This is a genomic window from Arenibacter sp. S6351L (assembly GCF_023016025.1).
Taxonomy (GTDB): domain Bacteria; phylum Bacteroidota; class Bacteroidia; order Flavobacteriales; family Flavobacteriaceae; genus Arenibacter; species Arenibacter algicola_B.
In genome coordinates this window covers 26,721-47,834 of sequence record NZ_JALKBB010000036.1, presented here as the reverse complement: position 1 = coordinate 47,834, position 21,114 = coordinate 26,721, and the positions used below count along the sequence as shown (strand labels likewise).

General features: G+C 40.3%; 15 protein-coding genes and 1 tRNA gene. 10 read left to right on the top strand and 6 right to left on the bottom strand.

What is annotated here, in order from left to right:
* Positions 1–266 precede the first annotated feature (266 nt).
* Together MWU82_RS21620 and mce are read right to left on the bottom strand one after the other, a co-directional pair.
* A tRNA-Ile gene (locus MWU82_RS21620) sits at positions 267–340 on the bottom strand.
* 152 nt (positions 341–492) lie between these two features.
* Positions 493–921 carry a methylmalonyl-CoA epimerase gene (mce, locus tag MWU82_RS21615; RefSeq protein WP_247097875.1) on the bottom strand — a complete coding sequence of 143 codons (429 nt, stop codon included), beginning with the start codon at positions 919–921 and terminating at the stop codon, positions 493–495.
* A gap of 147 nt (positions 922–1,068) precedes the next feature.
* Here mce and rbfA point away from each other — a divergent pair, with 147 nt between their 5' ends.
* Both rbfA and MWU82_RS21605 read left to right on the top strand, forming a co-directional pair.
* Positions 1,069–1,461 (top strand): 30S ribosome-binding factor RbfA, encoded by a 393-nt coding sequence (gene rbfA, locus MWU82_RS21610; RefSeq protein ID WP_031446071.1) that lies wholly within the window; start codon positions 1,069–1,071, stop codon positions 1,459–1,461.
* Positions 1,462–1,463: 2 nt separating this feature from the next.
* Positions 1,464–2,672, top strand: coding sequence for an FtsX-like permease family protein (locus MWU82_RS21605; RefSeq protein WP_247097874.1), 1,209 nt, complete (start codon positions 1,464–1,466; stop codon positions 2,670–2,672).
* Here the strand turns inward: MWU82_RS21605 and dusB are convergent.
* Positions 2,669–3,664 carry a tRNA dihydrouridine synthase DusB gene (gene dusB / locus MWU82_RS21600; RefSeq protein WP_215949989.1) on the bottom strand — a complete coding sequence of 332 codons (996 nt, stop codon included), beginning with the start codon at positions 3,662–3,664 and terminating at the stop codon, positions 2,669–2,671. The genes MWU82_RS21605 and dusB overlap by 4 nt on opposite strands.
* A 167-nt stretch (positions 3,665–3,831) precedes the next feature.
* Between dusB and MWU82_RS21595 the strand changes: the two genes are divergently transcribed.
* From MWU82_RS21595 to MWU82_RS21585, 3 genes are all read left to right on the top strand, one after another.
* Positions 3,832–4,614 carry a prolipoprotein diacylglyceryl transferase family protein gene (locus tag MWU82_RS21595; RefSeq protein ID WP_348647006.1) on the top strand — a complete coding sequence of 261 codons (783 nt, stop codon included), beginning with the start codon at positions 3,832–3,834 and terminating at the stop codon, positions 4,612–4,614.
* On the top strand, positions 4,586–5,989 hold the full coding sequence (locus MWU82_RS21590; RefSeq protein WP_247097872.1) for a radical SAM protein: 1,404 nt from the start codon (positions 4,586–4,588) through the stop codon (positions 5,987–5,989). The genes MWU82_RS21595 and MWU82_RS21590 overlap by 29 nt, the downstream gene beginning before the upstream one ends.
* A 160-nt stretch (positions 5,990–6,149) precedes the next feature.
* On the top strand, positions 6,150–6,368 hold the full coding sequence (locus MWU82_RS21585) for a hypothetical protein (protein WP_247097871.1): 219 nt from the start codon (positions 6,150–6,152) through the stop codon (positions 6,366–6,368).
* Here the strand turns inward: MWU82_RS21585 and MWU82_RS21580 are convergent.
* Positions 6,365–8,719, bottom strand: a complete 2,355-nt coding sequence (locus MWU82_RS21580; RefSeq protein WP_247097870.1) for an outer membrane beta-barrel family protein — start codon at positions 8,717–8,719, stop codon at positions 6,365–6,367. The two genes, MWU82_RS21585 and MWU82_RS21580, sit on opposite strands and share 4 nt — an antisense overlap.
* 388 nt (positions 8,720–9,107) lie before the next feature.
* Here MWU82_RS21580 and lepA point away from each other — a divergent pair, with 388 nt between their 5' ends.
* Positions 9,108–10,904: a translation elongation factor 4 gene (gene lepA, locus MWU82_RS21575; protein ID WP_215949985.1), complete on the top strand. Its 1,797-nt coding sequence runs from the start codon at positions 9,108–9,110 to the stop codon at positions 10,902–10,904.
* Between the two features lie 104 nt (positions 10,905–11,008).
* Here lepA and MWU82_RS21570 read toward each other — a convergent pair whose 3' ends face one another.
* The gene (locus tag MWU82_RS21570; RefSeq protein ID WP_247097869.1) at positions 11,009–12,472 is read right to left on the bottom strand and encodes a sodium:solute symporter; all 1,464 of its coding nucleotides are present in this window, start codon (positions 12,470–12,472) and stop codon (positions 11,009–11,011) included.
* Positions 12,473–12,582: 110 nt separating this feature from the next.
* Positions 12,583–14,433, bottom strand: a complete 1,851-nt coding sequence (locus tag MWU82_RS21565) for a sodium:proton antiporter (RefSeq protein ID WP_215949983.1) — start codon at positions 14,431–14,433, stop codon at positions 12,583–12,585.
* Positions 14,434–14,668: 235 nt separating this feature from the next.
* Between MWU82_RS21565 and MWU82_RS21560 the strand changes: the two genes are divergently transcribed.
* The 4 genes from MWU82_RS21560 to MWU82_RS21545 all read left to right on the top strand — a co-directional run bounded on the left by MWU82_RS21560 (position 14,669) and on the right by MWU82_RS21545 (position 21,111).
* Positions 14,669–16,450: a cation:proton antiporter gene (locus MWU82_RS21560; RefSeq protein WP_247097868.1), complete on the top strand. Its 1,782-nt coding sequence runs from the start codon at positions 14,669–14,671 to the stop codon at positions 16,448–16,450.
* 116 nt (positions 16,451–16,566) lie between these two features.
* A complete protein-coding gene (locus tag MWU82_RS21555) occupies positions 16,567–17,427 on the top strand; it encodes an MBL fold metallo-hydrolase (RefSeq protein ID WP_247097867.1) in 861 nt (286 codons plus the stop codon).
* Positions 17,428–17,529: 102 nt separating this feature from the next.
* Positions 17,530–19,161 (top strand): S8 family peptidase, encoded by a 1,632-nt coding sequence (locus MWU82_RS21550; protein ID WP_215949980.1) that lies wholly within the window; start codon positions 17,530–17,532, stop codon positions 19,159–19,161.
* Positions 19,162–19,242: 81 nt separating this feature from the next.
* Positions 19,243–21,111, top strand: coding sequence for a M1 family metallopeptidase (locus MWU82_RS21545; RefSeq protein WP_247097866.1), 1,869 nt, complete (start codon positions 19,243–19,245; stop codon positions 21,109–21,111).
* Positions 21,112–21,114: the final 3 nt, after the last annotated feature.

Genomic DNA, 21,114 nt, shown 5'->3' with positions numbered 1-21,114 from the left:
CACCTCACGCACTAGATCCTAAGTATACTGATAATTCAGTTATAAGAATATTAGAAATTATTATTTGAAGAGCAACAATTTTTGATTTATATCATATTACAAAATAATTCAAGCAAATTATACATTACAGCATGTCAAGATTTACTAACTCTAAAATTATGTTACATACAAAAAAAAAGTAAAATGGATTCCAAAAAAGCACGCAGAAAGCACGCAGTAAAACAAAAAAGACAGCTACAAATTCATGTAACTGTCTGATTATTAAGTGGTCCCACCTGGGCTCGAACCAGGGACCACCTGATTATGAGTCAGGTGCTCTAACCAACTGAGCTATAGGACCATTTCCTTTTTTGCTTCCAGCTTCAAATACGCTTATTTGAAAAAGCAATCGGGAACCGCAAATTGCGGATGCAATATTACTACTTATTTTTCAACGCTGCAAACAAAATTACAAGCTTAATTGGGCTTAGCTATACACTACCGCCGCAAATATCATTCCTCTCCGCTTTGGGGAGTTGCAGAGGAATCTTCCTGGCAAAGCTCTATCAGCACCCCATTGGTACCCTTAGGATGTAAAAAGGCCACCAATTTGTTGTCCGCACCCTTTTTGGGAATTGTATTTAAAACCGTAAATCCTTCTTTGGCCAAACGCTTTATTTCAGCTTCTATATCGTCTACAGCAAAAGCAATATGGTGCACCCCTTCTCCCCTTTTCTGCAAAAATTTTGCTATAGGGCTATTGTCATCAGTCGCTTGTAACAATTCTAACTTATTGGGACCAGCTTTAAAAAAAGAGGTTCTTACCCCTTCCGATGCTACTTCCTCAATTTTATAATGGGGCACCCCCAATATTTTTTCAAACAAGGCATTGGAGGTTTCCAAATCATGTACCGCTATACCCAAATGTTCAATTTTGTTCATATTCACCCTTTTTATACTATCCCAAATTCATTGGATTCCGTAATGGCCCCTCCTGCCCTTTCTTTCAAAAATACCACATTACCCATAATCCAAAGCTAATCGGTACCCAATCATAGAATCTATATAAATATATCGTATTTTTGTGCCATGGAGACACAAAGACAGAAGAAAATAGGCGGGGTCATACAAAAAGATATAGCCGATATTTTACAACGTGCGGCCACCGATGGCGGACTAAAAGGTACGTTAATTTCGGTATCCAAAGTGTCGGTCACCACAGACCTTTCCATTGCCAAAATATATGTGAGTATTTTTCCAGCCACCAAGGGCAAGGAATTATTGGAAGGCATTAAATCCAATCAGCCCATGATAAAGCACGAACTGGCGCAACGTACTAGGCATCAGTTAAGGAGGGTTCCAGAACTTTTGTTCTTTTTGGACGATTCCTTGGAATATATAGACGGCATTGAAAAATCGCTAAAGGGCGAAGAAAACCCTGTTAAGAATCCTGATCTGTTGGAAAAAAGGAAAAAATCATAAGATTGAACTTCCCTTTATACATAGCAAAGCGGTACTTACGTTCCAAGAGTAGCCAAAATGCCGTAAACATCATCAATTTTATTACATTTCTGGTCATCGTAATTGGATCGGCAGCCCTTTTTATTGTGCTCTCCGGTTTTGCCGGACTAAAAACCTTTAGCCTTTCCTATACCAACATGGTAGATCCCGATCTTAAGGCATTACCGCTAACCGGCAAACTCTTTAGCGTATCGGAATCCCAGGACCAGGCACTTCAACAACTGAATGGCGTTGTGGCCTATTCCAAGGAAATTGAGGAAAAGGTTTACCTGACCCATGACCAAAAGGCCCATATTGCCTATATAAAAGGAATAGATTCTACCTTTTTAAAAACTACGCCCATAGATAGTAGCCTGTACTTTTATGGAGATTGGGCCATAAACGGCTTACAGGGGGTAGCCGGACAAGGAATTGTTAATCTATTGGGATTGAGCATCAACAATTTTCGGAGTCCGTTGGTCATTCGTGTCCCCAAGCCGGGAAAGGGCCTCTTGGGCCAACGCTTGTTAAAGGACAGTTATAATGAGACCAACCTGGTCATAAGTGGTATATACCAGATTGAGGAGGAACTGGACAGAAAATATGTCTTCGCGGACCTGCCCATGGTACAGGCCCTGTTGGAAAAGGACAGTACCCAGATATCCGGTATAAACTTTAAATTCAAGGACGCCGCCAATATTGCTGATCTGAGACAGCAAATTGAAGCTATTTTTCCAGGTCAGGTCGTACTAAAAGACCGCAGGGAATTGAACAGTACCCTGCATAGAATGTTAAATACGGAGAACCTTGCCACCTATCTTATTTTTACCCTAGTACTTATCATTGCCCTTTTTAATGTGGTGGGCGCCATCATCATGATGATTCTGGACAAGCAGCAGAACTCCAAGACCTTGTATAACTTGGGTACTACCATAAAGGCACTTCGAAAAATATACTTTGTACAGGGTATATTGGTAACCGGATTGGGCGGCCTGATCGGTGTATTTTTGGGTTCCTTGTTAATATGGTCCCAATTGGCCTTTGGATGGTTAAAAATAACGCCTAGCCTGTCCTATCCAGTGGAATACAGCTTGATCAATGTTTTGATAGTATTGGCCACCATTATTGTCTTGGGCATAATTGCCTCCTTGATCGCCAGCAGTAGGATCAATAAAAAATTAATAGCACACTAGCCTACAAATTCGAAATCTCCGAATTTTTCCATTACCTCATCAAAAGCCTCAAAGACATCTACCGAATGATCACTGGTGACCATCTTCATACGGTACTCCTTAAAATTTGGTATTCCCTTAAAATAATTGGTATAGTGCCTGCGGGTTTCAAAAACACCCAATTGTTCCCCTTTCCAATCTATGGCCATTTGTAAATGACGACGGGCAGCATTAACCCGTTCCTCCATGGTGGGGGGAGCGGCATGTGTTCCTGTTTTAAAATAGTGCTTCACTTCTTTAAAGAACCAAGGATACCCTATACTGGCTCTACCTATCATGGCTCCGTCCAAGCCATATTCGTCCCTCATTTTCATGGCCATTTCAGGAGAATCCACATCACCATTTCCAAATACCGGAATATGCATACGCTGGTTGTTCTTTACCTCTGCTATAGGTCTCCAATCGGCTTCTCCCTTGTACATCTGTACCCTAGTTCTGCCGTGAATGGATATGGCCTTGCAACCTACGTCCTGTAGCCGCTCTGCAACCTCAACTATTTTAATGGAATCGGAATCCCAACCCAAACGCGTTTTTACAGTAACGGGCAACTTGGTATGCTCTACCATAGCCTTGGTCAAGGAAACCATTAGGTCTATATCCTTGAGGATTCCGGCCCCGGCACCTTTACAGACCACTTTTTTTACGGGACATCCAAAATTGATATCGATAATATCGGGCCCGGACTTTTCCACTATCTCTACAGATTGTAGCATGGAGTCCAGGTTGGCCCCAAAAATCTGGATCCCTACCGGACGTTCCTTTTCATAAATATCCAACTTCATAACGCTTTTGGCAGCATCCCGGATAAGGCCTTCCGAGGAGATAAATTCTGTGTACACCACATCTGCTCCCTGCTCCTTGCACAAGGCACGGAAAGGTGGGTCACTAACATCTTCCATTGGTGCAAGCAACAATGGGAAATCCGGTAATTGAATGTCTCCTATTTTAGGCACAGTATATATCCTTTAATTTTTGGGACTGCAAAATTACTGAAAAATTCTATAATCCTAAATTTCAAGGGATAAGAATAGTTTAACAGCTAAACGGAACGAATGACACAGTTCAATTTTAAATACACTTTGATCTTAATAATGCATAGGGAGATTTAATTATAGAGTAAATTAGCCCTCATGTTATCTCTTATTTCCTTACCATACGAGCAATTCTGTTTGGCATAAAGGTCAATATGCACTTGGTTTTGGAATATTTGGCTTTTTTTGTTGGTTTCCGATATTATCTCTATTTAAGAAAGCGCACAACGGACGCCATCTCCACCAATAACCGTTTGTCCATAATTATTGGTGCCATATTCGGGGCATTATTCTTTTCAAGACTTATGGCCTTTTTAGAAAACCCACCCCTACACTATTCCCAAGGCATAATATCCCTCCTTAACAACAAAACTATTATGGGCGGACTCTTTGGTGGGTTATTGGGCGTGGAGCTGGTAAAAAAAGTGATCGGGGAAAAGCAGTCTTCCGGGGATCTGTTCACCTTACCCATTATTGTTGGTATCATAATAGGTAGATTGGGCTGCTTTTTGGCAGGAACAAAGGAATTTACCTTCGGGAAAGAAACTAACTTTTATTTTGGTATGGATTTAGGGGACGGACTTTCCAGACATCCTATTGCGCTTTATGAGATAGTTTTTTTACTAGGTCTGTTCTTCCTGATCCAACAACTTCAGAAATCTAGACAACCCCTTAAAAATGGTAGCCATTTCAAAATTTTCATGATCGGGTACTTTTCTTTTAGGTTTATGTTAGAATTTTTAAAACCCAATTCCTATTTCCTATTTGGCCTGAGCAGCATTCAATATTTATGTTTACTTTGTTTGCTGTATTATTATAAATCCATTGGAGAAGCCATTCGTTATGCCTACAAGAAACTATACCTACTATGATTTTACCCTAAGTCTTTGCCCCGAATGCTTAAGACGGGTAGATGCCAAGATCGTCTTTGAAGATGAAAAAGTATACATGCTTAAAAATTGCAGGGAGCATGGAAAATCAAAAGTGATCATTGCCGATGATATTGCGTATTACAAAAATATACGGAACTACAACAAGGCTTCCGAATACCCAAAGACCTTTAACACCAAAACCCATTATGGCTGCCCTTATGATTGCGGACTTTGTCCCGACCATGAGCAACACTCCTGCCTAACCGTCATAGAAGTTACAGACCGCTGCAATCTTAGCTGCCCTACCTGTTATGCGTCCTCTTCGCCACACTACGGAAGACATAGGACACTGGAAGAAATAAAAAAGATGTTGGATGTTATTGTAAAAAACGAAGGTGAGCCCGATGTGGTACAGATCAGCGGCGGTGAACCTACCATACATCCACAATTTTTCGAAATATTGGATTATGCCAAGTCGTTACCCATTAGGCATCTTATGGTAAATACAAACGGTATTGAAATTGCCAAGGATTTTGCCTTCGCGAAAAGGCTGGCCACTTACGCTCCGGACTTTGAAATTTATCTACAGTTCGACTCTTTGGACGATAAAGTTCTAAGAACGCTCCGCGGTGCCGATTTAAAACAGACCAGACTAAAGGCTCTTGAACATCTAAATGCACTTAACCTGTCCACCACCTTGGTGGTTACCTTGCAGAAAGGTTTGAACGACCATGAAATGGGCTCCACTATAGATTTTGCACTTAAACAAAAATGCATTCGTGGAGTAACTTTTCAGCCTACCCAAATTGCTGGAAGGCTGGAAAATTTTCAGGTCGATGAAAATAGGATTACCCTTACCGAGGTTAGACGCAAGATTTTGGAACAATCTCCAATTTTTGAACCGGACGACCTAATTCCCGTTCCCTGCAATCCAGATGCACTGGTCATGGGATATGCCCTAAAGATTGGGGAAGAGGTAACACCTTTGACAAGATTTATAAATCCGGACGACCTGCTAAATAGTGGTAAGAATACCATTATCTATGAACAGGACGAACAGCTACACGAAAAAATGATACAGCTTTTCAGCACAGGAAACTCGGTTGAAAAAGCTTCGGAAAATTTAAAATCCATCATGTGCTGTCTTCCCGAAATCGATGCCCCCAATATGGGCTACGACAATTTATTCAGAATTATTATCATGCAATTTATAGATGCCTATAATTTTGACGTTCGGGCCATTAAAAAGTCTTGCGTACACATCGTTAACAAAGATTATAAAATTATACCCTTCGAAACCATGAACCTCTTCTACCGGGACGATAAAATACAACGTCTAAACGAACTAAAAGCGGAAGCGGAACACAACCAATAATTAAATAATATAAGATTCCTTCTCCTCAATAACCCTACAGTCCATGGTTTGGCATAAAGTGGGTAGTGCGGTAAATCTTTATTGTGAAAATTACATGTGACCCCATTTTTCTCCAAGGTCTAATATAATTTTATGGTATATTTAATCTTCAATTTTAGCTATGTATATTTTATCCCTTCCTTTAGAAGTAGGTAACCTAGACGGACTAGTGGCAATCCTTTTTTTGATTATGTTCGGTCCGGCCATTCTATTAATAATAATCGGCTTTATATTGCGGTCCAAGCAGAAGAAAAAAGCCGGCAAGATATTATTTATTTTGGCCGGAGTTTATATGCTGGTCAGCCTTGGGGTTTGTGGAGCCTTGTTGGGCGGATTTTAGAGCCTGTCCCGTTCATCCGTATCTTTGGATTTATAGTTGTCCCTAATCTTCATATTGCCAAAGTTATACCTAAATCCAAGTGAAAATACCCTCCCGTCCGGTTTATATATGGATGTATTGTCCTGATTGCCGTACTTACGGGTGTTTGTTAGTTTAAACTGCTTAAGAACATCGGTAAGGCCCATAGTTATGGTTCCTTTTTTACCCCAAATATTCTTTTTCAAGGAAATTCCCCATTCATTGTAGTACTCCTGTCTGGAATTCCCAATAACGATAGGAGAAACGTAGCTGTAATTAAGGCTGGCCGTTAAAGAACGGTCTTCCAGCAGGGTAAAATTATTATTTAATTGAATTAAAAGCGTCCACTGGCCCTGGTCCAAGCTTTGTTGCGATAGAATATCGGTAAAACGCTCTGCCCCATAGTAGTAGGAAGATAAAAAATAGGTGTCCCAGGAATTGGATATCTCGTTCCTATAAATAAAATCCACTCCGTAGGCCAACTCCCTATCAACATTATCCGTAATAAATCTCAGTAGATTGCTTTCGTTGTCCTGAAAGGTCAACAGACGCATAATATTCCTATGATATCTATAAAAAAGCTCCAAGGTGTAATCCCTATCATACGTATAGGAGAGTATCACCGAATTCTTAAAGGACGGCTGAAGATTTACATTGCCCTCTACCACGGAATTATTACTTTGAAATACCTGAAAAGGATTAATCTTATTGTAGCTGGGCCTAATGATGCTTCTTTTATAACTGGCACCAAATCTATGTTTTACATTGGGGTTAAATTGTAAAAATAGGGTAGGGAACAATTCCAAATAATGATTCTTTATCTTGTCGGTACTCAAACTAAAATCGCCTTTAGTATTCGTATATTCAGCTCGCAACCCGGATTTCAACGTCCAATTGTTCCATTTCGCATCAAAACTGGCGTAGCCCGCAAAAATTTCTTCGTCGTAAAAAAATGTGCCTTCCTCCGTGGACTCTATGCCCTCCTGGTCCCGGTCAAAACCCTCTTGGACAATATAACTTTCAGAATCTATTAGTGCATACTTTATTCCTGATTCAAAATTGGCAGTTTCCCCAATAGGAGAAATAAAATCTGTCTGTGCACTGTATAAATGGGTGTGCTGCTGATTAAAGGTATTAAAATTGTTCTCCCCGACTATAGCCCGGTTGCCATCGTAAAAATCGGTTTCCAATTCCTGGTTTTTATCATAATCATAATGGGTGTAATGTAAATTCGCCGCTAAATTGGAGCCATGGTCATTAAAATTGTGTTTATAATCCAAATAAAAGGCTGCGTTGATCGATTCAAGTTTGCCATCATTCAAGGTGTAAAAACCTGAGGTACTGCCATCATCAGCGTCCATTATTTGAGTGTCCGATAAATCCCTTGTCAAATAAGATGGCGTAAAGGTAGCGACGGAAGAAAAACTGATGGTATTATTGTCATTAAAAGCATAATCTAAAAAGGCACTGGTATTATGTTTTTTGCTTCTATAAATAACCTCCAGATCCGAAGTCCAGGTATCCCTAATTTGCCCATCCTCAATAAAATTGGTGATATCCGTAAAATTTGTTAAAATCTTGTTTTGTGTATAACTGTAATTAAAAGAGGCTTCCAATTGCTTACTCTTAAAAAAGTGGCTGGTACCGAGCATTTGCCGTGGAAATACCGCTTGACTATATTTATTATATACGGCTCCGTTGTAGCCCGCAATTAAATTCTTTTTCATTTTGATATTGATCAAGGTCCCACCTTCGGCATCATATTTAGCCGGTGGTGTGGTTATTACCTCGATAGACTGTACCCCTTTTGCCGAAGTGCCACTTAAAAGATTAAGAATATCCTCCGGTGGAAGGTTCACTTTCTTGTCGTTTATCATTATTTGCACTCCGCTTTCCCCTTTCACCTTAATCTCATCGTTCATAACAAATACGGTAGGAGTACTCTTAAGAACATCCCATAAGTCCGAATCTGAAAGCGCTGTGTTCTCAATATTAAAGACCAAACGATCTACCTTTTGTTCCAATGTTGGCTTTTGGGAGACTACGACCACCTCATTCAATTCCTGGCCTTTATCATCTATATAGAGTGGACCTATGTCCAAATCGGAATTTACCTCTACCAATTTATAGTTGGAATGGCTCCCAATATAACTGGCGCGTATCAAGTATTGGTTGAGGATTATATTATGGAAAGAAAAAAAACCTTTTTCATCAGATGCGGCACCTTTATAAAAACTGGTATCGCTTACTTTATAAAGCAGTATATTTGCAAAGGCAACCTCAGCACCATCTGTTTGCTTAACATGGCCCGAAACCTTGTATTCTTGCCCCATAACAGGGATGCAAAATAGAAGTAAGAATAGGGTCGAAACCTTTAACATTGTCACAAACAGTGGCATATCCGTTATAAAAATTTTTAAAGTTAACTTATTATTAACAACCCACAATGGTTTCTCCAAAATTTGTAGTAAAAATCCACCAATTTTAAATTTGGCTTTTAACATTCCCTATTAATAACTACCAAATTATATCCCTGTAGAAGCATAAAAACCACACTGGAGATTTTTGCATTAAAAATCATGGATAAAGCCTATATTTGCAGTTGCTTTGGTTTGTACGACGGTTTATTGGAGTACAAATCATAGAAAAATGGAGCTTGAAATGCCTTTTGCAACTATTATTTTTGACAAGGTAAATTCAGATCGGGTAAATTCAGCATAAATGAAAAACATTAGGAATTTCTGCATTATTGCACATATTGATCACGGCAAGAGTACTTTGGCCGATAGGTTATTAGACTTTACTGGTTCGGTAACGGAACGGGAAAAGCAAGACCAATTATTGGATAGTATGGATCTTGAACGCGAGCGTGGGATCACCATTAAGAGCCATGCCATTCAAATGGATTATGAGCATGAAGGCGAAAAATATATACTTAATCTTATAGATACTCCGGGACACGTGGATTTTTCCTATGAAGTATCGCGTTCCATAGCGGCCTGTGAGGGTGCCTTATTGGTAGTAGATGCCGCACAGAGCATCCAGGCACAGACCATTTCCAATCTATATTTGGCTTTGGAGAACGATCTGGAAATTATTCCTGTATTGAATAAAGTAGACCTTCCCAGTGCCAACCCCGAAGAAGTTACCGATGATATTGTCGATTTATTGGGTTGTAAACCAGAGGACGTTATCCCGGCAAGTGCTAAATCGGGCCTTGGGATCCAAGAAATTTTGACCGCCATTATAGAACGTATACCGCCTCCAAAGGGCAATCCGGATGAATCCCTACAGGCTTTGGTATTCGATTCCGTATACAATCCGTTCAGAGGGGTTGAAACCTATTTCAGGGTTATTAACGGGGAAATAAAAAAAGGTCAAAAAATAAAATTTGTCGCTACGGACAAAAACTATTACGCTGATGAGGTGGGTACCCTAAAACTGGTACAACACCCCAAACAAAGTATAAAAGCCGGAGATGTTGGCTATCTCATTACCGGAATAAAGGATGCCAGGGAAGTAAAAGTAGGGGACACCATTACAGATGCTGCGAGCCCTACAAAGAACCCTATTGGGGGGTTTGAAGATGTTAAGCCCATGGTATTTGCCGGTATTTATCCTGTTGATACGGAAGATTATGAAGAACTGCGCTCCTCTATGGAAAAGTTGCAGTTAAATGATGCTTCTTTAGTATTTACACCGGAAAGTAGTGCTGCCCTTGGGTTTGGGTTTCGCTGTGGTTTCTTGGGAATGCTGCACATGGAGATCATCCAAGAACGTTTGGAGCGGGAGTTTGACATGACGGTGATCACCACCGTACCAAACGTTAGCTACCATGCCTTTACCCGTAAGAATCCAGAAGTGCCTATTATCGTCAATAATCCATCCGATCTACCGGATCCATCAACTCTAGATCACGTAGAGGAACCGTACATTAAGGCAACGATTATCACCAAGGCCGATTTTGTTGGGAATGTTATGTCCTTATGTATTGATAAGAGAGGGCAGATTACCAATCAAACTTATTTGACCACAGAAAGGGTGGAATTAAATTTTGACATGCCCCTTGCAGAAATTGTATTCGATTTTTACGATAGGTTAAAAACGGTTTCCAAAGGATATGCCTCCTTTGATTATGCACCCATTGGTATGCGAACCTCCAAGTTGGTAAGGGTAGACATATTGCTCAACGCACAACCTGTAGATGCCCTGTCTGCCTTAATACATGCAGACAACGCTGCCAATATTGGAAAAAAAATGTGCGAGAAGCTGCGCGAACTGATTCCAAGACAACAATTTGATATTCCTATCCAAGCCGCAATAGGGGCCAAAATAATTTCCAGGGAAACTATAAAGGCGTTGAGAAAGGATGTAACCGCCAAATGTTATGGTGGTGATATCTCGCGAAAGAGAAAATTGTTGGAAAAACAAAAGAAGGGTAAAAAACGTATGCGTCAGGTTGGAAATGTAGAAATACCACAACAGGCATTTATGGCAGTTCTTAAGCTAAACGATTAAACAAAAAAGGAATTGTACTTGTTTCAATAACAGGGTCAATAAAGGGGTCAAAACATTCTGGGGCGATGCCCCAAATAGTGAACAATAGCCCTAGCCTTTGGAAATCAAGCGGTTTCCGCCTTACGTTTTACCAATAACAATCCTAAAATAGTAAGCCCGGCATTAACGGCTATATTGATAAATCCAAAGTCGAAATTAAAGGATTGGGCAAAGAACACACTCAATAAATAGGTAAGTACCGGAGCCAACACACAAATAAGGGGTACCCATTTATCCTTAACGGCAATCTTGGTAAACATCCCCAACATGTACAGGCCCAGCAACGGGCCATAGGTATACCCGGCCACTTTGAATATAAGCGATACCACATCTCCCCTACTGTTTGCAAAAAGCATAATTATTAAAAATAGGACTGCCGAAAAACCAAGTAGGACCCAGTTCTTAAGTCTTTTTTTATCAGCACTGGATTTATGTGAGATATCCAGAAAATCATAGGTAAAAGAAGTGGTTAGTGCAGTTAGGGATGAATCCACACTGGAAAATGATGCTGCAATGATTCCCAACAAAAAACTAACCCCTGCAAAAACGCCAAGGTGGTTCAGTGCCAGATCGGGAAACAGGTTGTCGGTATCCAAAAGTGCCCCGTTCTCGCCCGTGGCCAAAATAATGCCATTATTCTCTGCATAAATATATAATAGGACGCCCAATCCCAAAAACAAGAATTGGGTTATGGCCAAAATTAAACTGTAGGTCAAAGTGTTCTTTTGCGCGTCCCATTGATTCTTACAGGTCAATGTTTTCTGCATCATATTCTGATCCAATCCTATCATGGCAATGGCCACAAGAATACCGGCAATAAACTGTTTGAAAAAATTATTGCTCGATTTGTTTTCCCAATTAAACACTTCAAAATACTTATGCTCCGTAACCTGTTGAATAGCTCCCGAAAACGACAGATTTAAGGACGAGGTAATGGTATAGATCGTAATTATGGCCCCAAGGACCAAGAAGGTCGTTTGCAAGGTATCTGTCCAAACAATGGTCTTTATTCCCGACTTATTGGTATACAACCAAACCAAAAGCAAGATGATGATTACCGTTATGGGAAACGGAATATTCAGCTTATCAAATAGTGCAAATTGAAGAATTTTTGAGGCCAACAATAGTCTCAGGGCAGCTCCAAAGGACTGTGAAACCAAAAAGAAAAGCGACCCTGTCTTATACGTTTTTACACCATATCTCTGATCCAAATAGCCATAAATGGATACCAGCCTTAATCTATAGTACAGTGGAATCAGGACAAAGGTTATGAAAAGATAGCCCACAACATTCCCTAGTATGAATTGGTAGAAATAGAAATTATTATTGCCCACCATTCCCGGAAGGGATACAAAGGTTACTCCCGAAAGCCCGGCGCCCACCATTCCAAAAGCCACCAAGAACCAAGGCGATTGCCGATCCCCGGTAAAATAAGACTCGTCACTTCTATTTCTTGACGTGAAATAGGAAATGGTCATTAACAAAACAAAATAAATGGAAATGATCGCTAAAACTAGAAGTGGATTCAATACAGATGGATTAAATTAAAACTAAAAGTATTCTTTCTATTTGGTATTATTCAACAATTATTTTTGGAAAGGCCATATGGGCTACACGCCCATGTATTGTAACTGGCCACTTAAATTTTCTGTTTCTTATCATGCTTGTCAGCCTCCAATAACTTTCCAAGATACACCAACTTACTACCTTCCTTAATGTCTTCAAAATTTTTGCTAAACGAAGAAATAATTTTTAAGTCCCCATCCAAGGTCTTAATAAAAATTGGAACAATATCCTTATCCGCTTTGGTAATTTCTATAAGGCCCTCATAATGTTCCTTGCTCTTTAATTCTATTTCATGAATTACAGGATTACTTCTAGCGGCTTCGGTCAAGGTAATAAAATCATCGGTATGCGAAAAAAGACCCTCCATTGGATTATTTTCAGGGTCGTTCATCTCATCAGAATTCACTAATCTAAATGAACCCTGTTCCCCGAATTCTTTCTTGAAAGTTTCTATGGCGTATTCATTAATGTCCGAGTTACCCGTCAATGCCATTAAATATCCAACATCGTTCAATTCTATATTGTCCGTCAGGGCATCGGAATAGATGTTGGCTACAAAGGCCTCCAGCCCAAGGTTTTTGGCCTTTTCAATATTGTTTTGGTTATTATCTATCAATACCACATGCCTATTATTCTTCTTAAGATAACTGGCTATTAATCTAGGCACCTTGGAAGCACCTATAATGAGAATGCCTTCGGACTTTTCCAAGAATACCCCAAGTAATTTTGCCATGAACCTTGCGGTTGAAGCATTGAGAAGTACTGTTCCCAAAACGATCATAAAAACCAATGGTGTAATATATTCCGCTCCAGGTTCTCCCCTCAAAATTAATTTGGAACCAAATAATGAGGCAATCCCTGCAGCAACAATCCCCCTGGGACCAACCCAACTAATAAACAATTTTTCCCTAAAATTAAGATTGGAACCCATGGTACTCAAAAATACCCCCAAAGGTCTTACCACAAAAACTACAATAGCAAAAAGTATAAGCGTATTAGGGCTGTACAACAATTCCAGTTCGGGTAAATTCATACTTGCCGAAAGTAAAATGAAAAGCATGGAAATCAAAAGTATACTTAGGGACTCCTTAAAATAGAGCAGCTCCTTAATATTGGGCAGCTGGGTATTTCCCATGACCATGCCCATAACTACCACGGCGAGTAACCCGGATTCATGTGCAAAAAGCTCGGAAATAACAAAAACCGAAAGCACTACGGATAAGGATACCACATTTAACAAATAATGAGGTACGTAATTCTTTTTAATGGCCAAGGTCAAAGCATGTGCAAAAGAGAAACCAAAGGTGAAACCCAATAACAACACCTTTACAAACTCCAAAAGACCGGTTTGGGTATACCCTTGGCCTTCGCCGATACTGATAAACTCAAAGACCAATACCGCCACAAGTGCACCAATGGGATCTATCAAAATACCCTCCCATTTCAGTACCGCCGATAGATCTTTTTTCAAAGGAATATTTCTAAGAATCGGGGTAATCACCGTTGGTCCTGTAACAATTATGAGAGCAGAGAACAAAAAGGATATTTGCCAAGGCAAATCAAATATAAAATGTGCGGCTGTACCTGCTAAAAAAAAGGTAACTGCACTACCCAAGGTAATCAACTTGGTAATAACAGGGCCTACTCTGGTTACCTCGGAACGTTTCAGGGTAAGGCCACCCTCAAATAGAATAACACCTATAGCCAGGGATACAAAATGATAAAGACTCTCCCCTAAAAACAAGCCCTCTGTCTTATTCCAGATAGGCCTTATTAATTTTGTGCCGTCCTCTGTAAACAAAGTAGATATAGGTCCTACCAATAAACCTATAAGAATCAGGGGCAAAATGGCCGGTAATTTAAAGCGCCAAGCCACCCACTGTGCAATGATACCAAGAACAATTATTCCCGCTAGTTCTACCATAAAAAAATTTGAAGCAAGATAAGTTTTAATATAGAAAAAATCCATCTAAGGAAAAAAAACCTTGGCACCTCATTAAAAAATACCCGTTTTCCCTATCTGGAATAGGCAATTTATTTTAAAGGATAAGGTAAAAAAGCCGACTTTTGGGGGTAATAATATAAAGTCCCTGGTTTCTTTGGGATTAACCAATTTTTAGGTATTTTATCATCGGTTTTCCCACCAATAATTCTCTGCTATGGTAGAACTGAATATAGTAAACTTATTGATGGTATTGGCTGCCGCCTGGCTTGGGGGGATTTTGGCCAAACGTATGGGTTTCCCCTCCATTTTGGGTGAGCTTTTAATTGGAATCATTTTTGGTCCTGCTTTGTTGGCCGTATTGGAAACTTCAGCTGACTTGGACATTTTGGCGGAAGTGGGAATTCTCTTCCTTATGGCCTATATCGGCATGGAAATCAACTTTAAGGATTTGGGGAAAGCCTCATGGGCAGGTCTACTTGCAGCCATTGGTGGATTCGTAGTTCCTTTTGGTCTTGGTTATTACACCATTTTGCATTTTGGGGGCACCCAAATTGCCGGACTATTTGTAGGTATTGCTGTTGGGGTAACTTCCCTGGCCACCAAGAGCAGAATTCTTGTAGACCTTAAACTTCTGGATACACGAATAGCCTATGTGCTTATGGCCGGAGCCCTAATATCGGACACCTTGGCGCTTATTATTTTTGCTGGAATTATAGGTTATGTAGAAGCTGGAAGTATTGATACCGCAGGGCTGGCCTGGGTGGCAGGGAAAGCAATTCTTTTTTTCTCCATTGCCCTGTTAATCGGCATCTATTTATTTCCTCTTTTGGGTAAATTACTGACCAAGGCCAAGCTAACAAGCCGGACAATACTCTTTACTATTTTAATTATTATGGTGTTGGGTTTTTCAGAATTGGCCGAACTTGCCGGACTTCATGGTATTTTGGGAAGCTTTATGGCCGGACTCTTTATAAGGGATAGTGTGTTTTCTAGGCATATTCTTAAGGACGTTTCAGCTGTCTTTCATGATATCTCCATAGGTTTTCTAGCTCCCATTTTTTTTGTTACAGCCGGCTTTCATGTTACTTTGGATGTATTTCAGACGGACCTAGCCCTTTTGATATGTGTTATTACAGGTGCCGTCGTCGGAAAAATATTAGGGACCACACTTTTTTATTTACCCAGCGGTTACGGCTGGCGGGAAGGGTTCACTATTGGTACCGGTATGAACGGAAGGGGAGCTGTAGAGATAATAATTGCAGGGATAGGCCTTCAAATGAACATTATTTCACAAGAAATTTTTTCAATTTTGGTATTTATGGCCATTTCTACTACCCTTACGGTGCCGGTGTTCCTTACTTGGACCACCAATTGGCTCAAAAAACGCGGAAAACTGGTAAAACAGGACGCACGAAATGGTTACCTGATATTAGGCGCAAATCCCTTGGGACTTTACATCGCCAAGCAACTGGCCGAACAGAACGAAGTAATCCTTATAGACTACAATAAGGATTTAGTAAACGAAGCCAATGCACAGGGGGTAAAAGCAATCTATGGAAACGGACTTAGGGAAGACGCGTTTGAAGAGGCAAACGCCTTAAATAAAAATACCTTTATAGCACTAACGGGCAATAGTGAAATTAATCTTCTTTCCGCACAATTGGCCTACAACTCCTTTTATATCCCGAACAGAATAGTACTTGTCTCCCCAGTTGAAAATGGGGTAGGTCTAAATCTATTGGATCACATGGATGCCTCTTCCTTGTTTGCCAATAAAACCGATATGGTACCTTGGTCCTATAAAATTACCACGAACAATTTTGAGGAAAAGACCGAAAAAATGGAAAAGGAGATCTCCACTAGAAATTGGTTTAAAAACAATGCCCAAAATAAGGATATCCTACCCATTTTAATTCTCGATGAAAATGGCCTGAAACGACCATTTCATTACAAAGACATTATAAAACCCAAGGAAAGTGTTGTCTACCTCCAGTAGCTAAACACCACAGATAAATTGCTGATAAAGTGTTAAAAAACCTCTAATAAAACCAAGTTTCAAGAAATATCCCTAGTGCTTTTGTTAATTTGCACCTTCTTTACGCTAGGTTATCTATGAAATTATACCCTATTGAATCTGGAAATTTTAAGTTGGATGGAGGAGCCATGTTCGGTGTGGTTCCAAAATCGATATGGAACAGGACCAATCCGGCAGATTCAAATAATATGATAGATATGGCCGCTAGGTGTCTATTAATCGAGAATGGCGATCGACTTACCCTAATAGATACAGGGATGGGCAATAAACAATCCGATAAATTCTTTGGGTATTACTATAGGTGGGGAGACCATTCCTTGGATAAATCCCTAAAAAAATACGGCTTTCACAGGGATGATATTACAGATGTTTTCCTGACCCATTTACATTTTGACCATTGTGGGGGAAGTATTCAATGGAACAAGGATAGAACCGGTTACGAACCCGCTTTTAAAAATGCCGTTTTTTGGACGAACGAAACCCATTGGCAATGGGCCACGGAACCCAATGTACGGGAAAAAGCTTCCTTTCTAACAGAAAACCTAATGCCCATGCAGGAAAGTGGACAGTTGCGATTTGTTGAAAGAACGGAAAAGACTTTCTCGGAAAAATCGGAATTGGATTTTGGCATTTTGTTTGTGGACGGACATACGGAAAAACAGATGATACCCCATATTAAATATAAGGACAAAACCCTGGTCTTTGCGGCGGACCTACTCCCCACGGCAGGTCATATACCACTGCCCTATGTTATGGGCTATGATACAAGGCCGCTATTAACACTTTCAGAAAAAACGCTGTTTTTGGAAAAGGCCGTAAAAGACAATTACTATCTGTTTTTGGAACACGATGCCCACAACCAAATCTGTACCCTACAAACAACGGACAAGGGAATACGTTTAAAAGAAATACATACCTTTGCCCAGCTTTTTGAATAATATGATCAATTGTAAACTCCTATACACGGCAGACCATGGCTGCACAGCAAAATTTCCTGGAAATCAAATAATTAAGACATTCTAATCTAACACTATAAATAAATGACACTAACATTGAACAGAACTATTTTGGCCGTGTCGGCCTCTATTTTACTTTATGGCTGTGGTAGTACTGCGCTAGTTTCCACCCCAATTGAAAATATAGATACCCTGCCCCTAAAAATATCGGAATTAACCGAGGCTCAAAAAAAGAATTGGGGACACACGGACCTGCTTACCGATACCATTCCTGGGATGAGCGTAGACAAGGCCTACTCCGAAATAATAGGGAATAAAAAAGGGGAAAAGGTAATAGTGGCTGTGCTGGATTCAGGAATGGACCTTACCCATGAGGATTTGGTGGATGTCCTTTGGACTAACAAAGGAGAAATTGCCGGGAATAATAAAGACGATGACAATAATGGCTATGTAGACGATATACACGGTTACAACTTTTTAGGGGAATCCTACAACGAGCAATTGGAAATGGCCAGAATTGTGGCCAAAAAATTAGGGGATGCCTCCCTTCAGGCCAAGGCCAAAAGCGACCTGGACAAAGATTATCAAAAAGCTCTTCAAAATAAAGGGCAGTACGAACAAATACTGCAAGCAGTCCAAAATGCGGATGAAGAGGTAAAGGAGCTTTTGGGGAAGGATAGCTATAACAAAAAAGACCTGACCGAAATTAAATCCAATGACGAGACTATGCAGAGAAACGTTAGTATTTTAATGCAAATGTTGAGCATAAAGGATACTATTCCAGAAGTTATTTCAGAACTTAAGGATGGCATTAAACATTTTACCGATCAACTGAACTATAATTTAAATGTAGATTTTGATGGTAGAAAAATGGTAGGGGACGATCCTTATAATTTTGACGATAGGGGCTACGGAAACGGAAATCCAAAAAACAGGGTTGATGATGAAAGTCATGGAACCCACGTTGCCGGTATTATTGCAGCAAAAAGAAATAACGGTCTTGGAGCTAACGGGGTTGCGGACAATGTAGAAATTATGAGTATCAGGGCCGTACCCAATGGAGATGAATACGATAAGGATATTGCTTTGGGAATACGATATGCCGTGGATAACGGAGCCAAAATTATTAATGGAAGTTTTGGAAAAGCCTATTCTCCAAATGCCGAGTGGGTTTATGACGCCATTAAATATGCAGCGGAAAATGATGTTCTTTTTGTACATGCAGCAGGAAACTCCGGCGAAGATCTTGATGACCCAAATAACCCAAATTTCCCCAACGATCAAATCAATAACGGACCTGAGATGGCAGATAATGTGATTACCGTGGGGGCTTTGACAAGCAAATATGGTTCCGAAATGGTGGCCTCATTTTCCAATTATGGCCTTATAAACGTAGATGTTTTTGCTCCTGGTGACGATATCTATTCCACAATGCCCAACAATGAATACGATTTTCAGGGAGGTACTTCCATGGCCGCACCTGCTGTTGCAGGAGTCGCTGCCCTTGTAAGATCTTTTTATCCCAAATTATCAGCTTCCCAAGTAAAGGCAATATTGTTGAATTCCGGACTTACTACCAAATCCAAAGTAGTGGTAGATGGTGATGCCTCTAAGGCAATGGATTTTCAAAAAATCTCAAAATCCGGTAAAATGGTCAACGCATACAATGCCTTAGTTATGGCAGATGCTGTGTCCAAAGGGAAAATAAAACTATAATGGATAAATAAGACTCATGGCACAGCCTAAAAACGTAGGCTGCCTTTGAACTTTAAAAAATAGATTATTCAAATTGAAGGTATGAGACATAACAAAGGACTTTTTTTTGGTTTAGTGATTGCCATTTTCAGCTTAACAGCACAATTGGAAGCACAAAACAATACTTCCTATTGGCAACAGCATGTGGATTATTCCATGGATGTAAACGTCGACGTTGACAATTATCAATACAAGGGAACCCAAAAATTGGTCTATACCAATAACTCCCCGGATGAACTCAGCAGAGTGTATTACCATCTTTTTTTCAATGCTTTTCAACCTGGCAGTGAAATGGACATGCGTTTACAAAGTATTGCTGATCCGGACGGTAGAATGATGGCAGACGGAAAAAGTAGGATTGCAAGCCTTAGCCCCGAAGAAATAGGATATCTTAGGGTTACTTCCCTAACGCAGGACAACCAAGCCGTTTCCTATGTGGAAGAAGGTACAATTTTGGTTGTTGAATTAAATAAACCCATTCCCGCTGGTGGAAAAACCACCTTTGAAATGACCTTTAATGGGCAAATACCTTTACAAATAAGACGAAGTGGTAGAAACAGCAGTGAAGGGGTTGCGCTATCCATGAGTCAGTGGTACCCAAAATTGGCGGAATACGATTTTGAAGGCTGGCACGCAGATCCTTATATTGCCCGTGAATTTCATGGAGTATGGGGCGATTTTGATGTTAAACTTACCCTGGACAAGAAATATGTGGTAGGGGGAACTGGATATTTACAGAACCCGGAAGAAATAGGTCATGGTTATGAAACCCCTGGAACAAAAATAAAAAAGACCAAGGGCAAAACCCTTACTTGGCATTTTAAAGCCCCAATGGTCCACGATTTTATGTGGGCTGCCGATCCAGATTACCTTCACGATACCTTAAAGGTAGAAAATGGACCAATGCTCCATTTTTTCTATAAAAACGATAAGGAAATTGTAGAAAATTGGAGAAAACTTCAGCCAAAAACGGCCGAGGCCATGCAGTTCTTCAATAATAATATTGGTGATTATCCCTATGATCAATACTCGGTGATACAAGGAGGCGATGGTGGCATGGAATACGCCATGAGTACCCTTATCACCGGGGGTAGAAATTTTGGAAGCCTGGTAGGAGTTATGGTGCATGAAATGGCACATTCCTGGTTCCAACATGTACTGGCGAGCAACGAATCCAAACACGAATGGATGGATGAAGGCTTTACCTCCTTTATCTCCAGCCTGTGCATGGACCAGATCATGGACCAAAACAAGGAAAATCCCTTTGCAGGTTCCTATCAAGGATATTATAATTTGGTGGCTTCCGGCAAAGAACAGCCCCAAACCACCCATTCCGATAGATATGAGCTAAATTTTGCCTATGGGGTTGCTGCCTATAGCAAAGGAGCCATTTTCCTATCGCAATTAGGCTATATCATAGGCCAGGATAAGCTTATGGAAACCCTAAGGAAATATTATCAGGACTTTAAATTTAAACACCCAACCCCTAACGATATAAAAAGAACCGCCGAAAAGGTCTCGGGGATGGAGTTGGACTGGTACCTTACAGATTGGACCCAAACGACCAATACCATAGATTACGGTATTAAGGCCGTTGAGGCAGAGGGACAAAAAACCAAGGTAAGCTTGGAACGAATTGGTCTTATGCCCATGCCCATAGACATTTTGGTACTTTACAATGATGGTACCCAAGAAACATTTTATGCTCCCTTGCGTATGATGCATGGCGAAAAAGAGAATCCATATCCTAATTTAAAAAGAACCGTATTGCAAGATTGGCCCTGGGCATATTCCAACTACGACTTTATCTTGGATAAGGAGCTCACTAACGTTAAGGCCATTGTATTGGACCCATCCCAACTTATGGCAGATGTAAATGAAGAAAACAATGTTTGGCAGGCCCAAGAGTAAAAA

Excerpts from the sequence above, each read along its gene's own strand:
- mce (WP_247097875.1), bottom strand. The coding sequence starts at position 921 with ATGAACAAAATTGAACATTTGGGTATAGCGGTACATGATTTGGAAACC.
- rbfA (WP_031446071.1), top strand. The coding sequence starts at position 1,069 with ATGGAGACACAAAGACAGAAGAAAATAGGCGGGGTCATACAAAAAGAT.
- MWU82_RS21590 (WP_247097872.1), top strand. The coding sequence starts at position 4,586 with ATGCCTACAAGAAACTATACCTACTATGATTTTACCCTAAGTCTTTGC.
- MWU82_RS21585 (WP_247097871.1), top strand. The coding sequence starts at position 6,150 with ATGTATATTTTATCCCTTCCTTTAGAAGTAGGTAACCTAGACGGACTA.
- MWU82_RS21580 (WP_247097870.1), bottom strand. The coding sequence starts at position 8,719 with ATGGGGCAAGAATACAAGGTTTCGGGCCATGTTAAGCAAACAGATGGT.
- lepA (WP_215949985.1), top strand. The coding sequence starts at position 9,108 with ATGAAAAACATTAGGAATTTCTGCATTATTGCACATATTGATCACGGC.
- MWU82_RS21565 (WP_215949983.1), bottom strand. The coding sequence starts at position 14,433 with ATGGTAGAACTAGCGGGAATAATTGTTCTTGGTATCATTGCACAGTGG.
- MWU82_RS21560 (WP_247097868.1), top strand. The coding sequence starts at position 14,669 with ATGGTAGAACTGAATATAGTAAACTTATTGATGGTATTGGCTGCCGCC.
- MWU82_RS21555 (WP_247097867.1), top strand. The coding sequence starts at position 16,567 with ATGAAATTATACCCTATTGAATCTGGAAATTTTAAGTTGGATGGAGGA.
- MWU82_RS21550 (WP_215949980.1), top strand. The coding sequence starts at position 17,530 with ATGACACTAACATTGAACAGAACTATTTTGGCCGTGTCGGCCTCTATT.
- MWU82_RS21545 (WP_247097866.1), top strand. The coding sequence starts at position 19,243 with ATGAGACATAACAAAGGACTTTTTTTTGGTTTAGTGATTGCCATTTTC.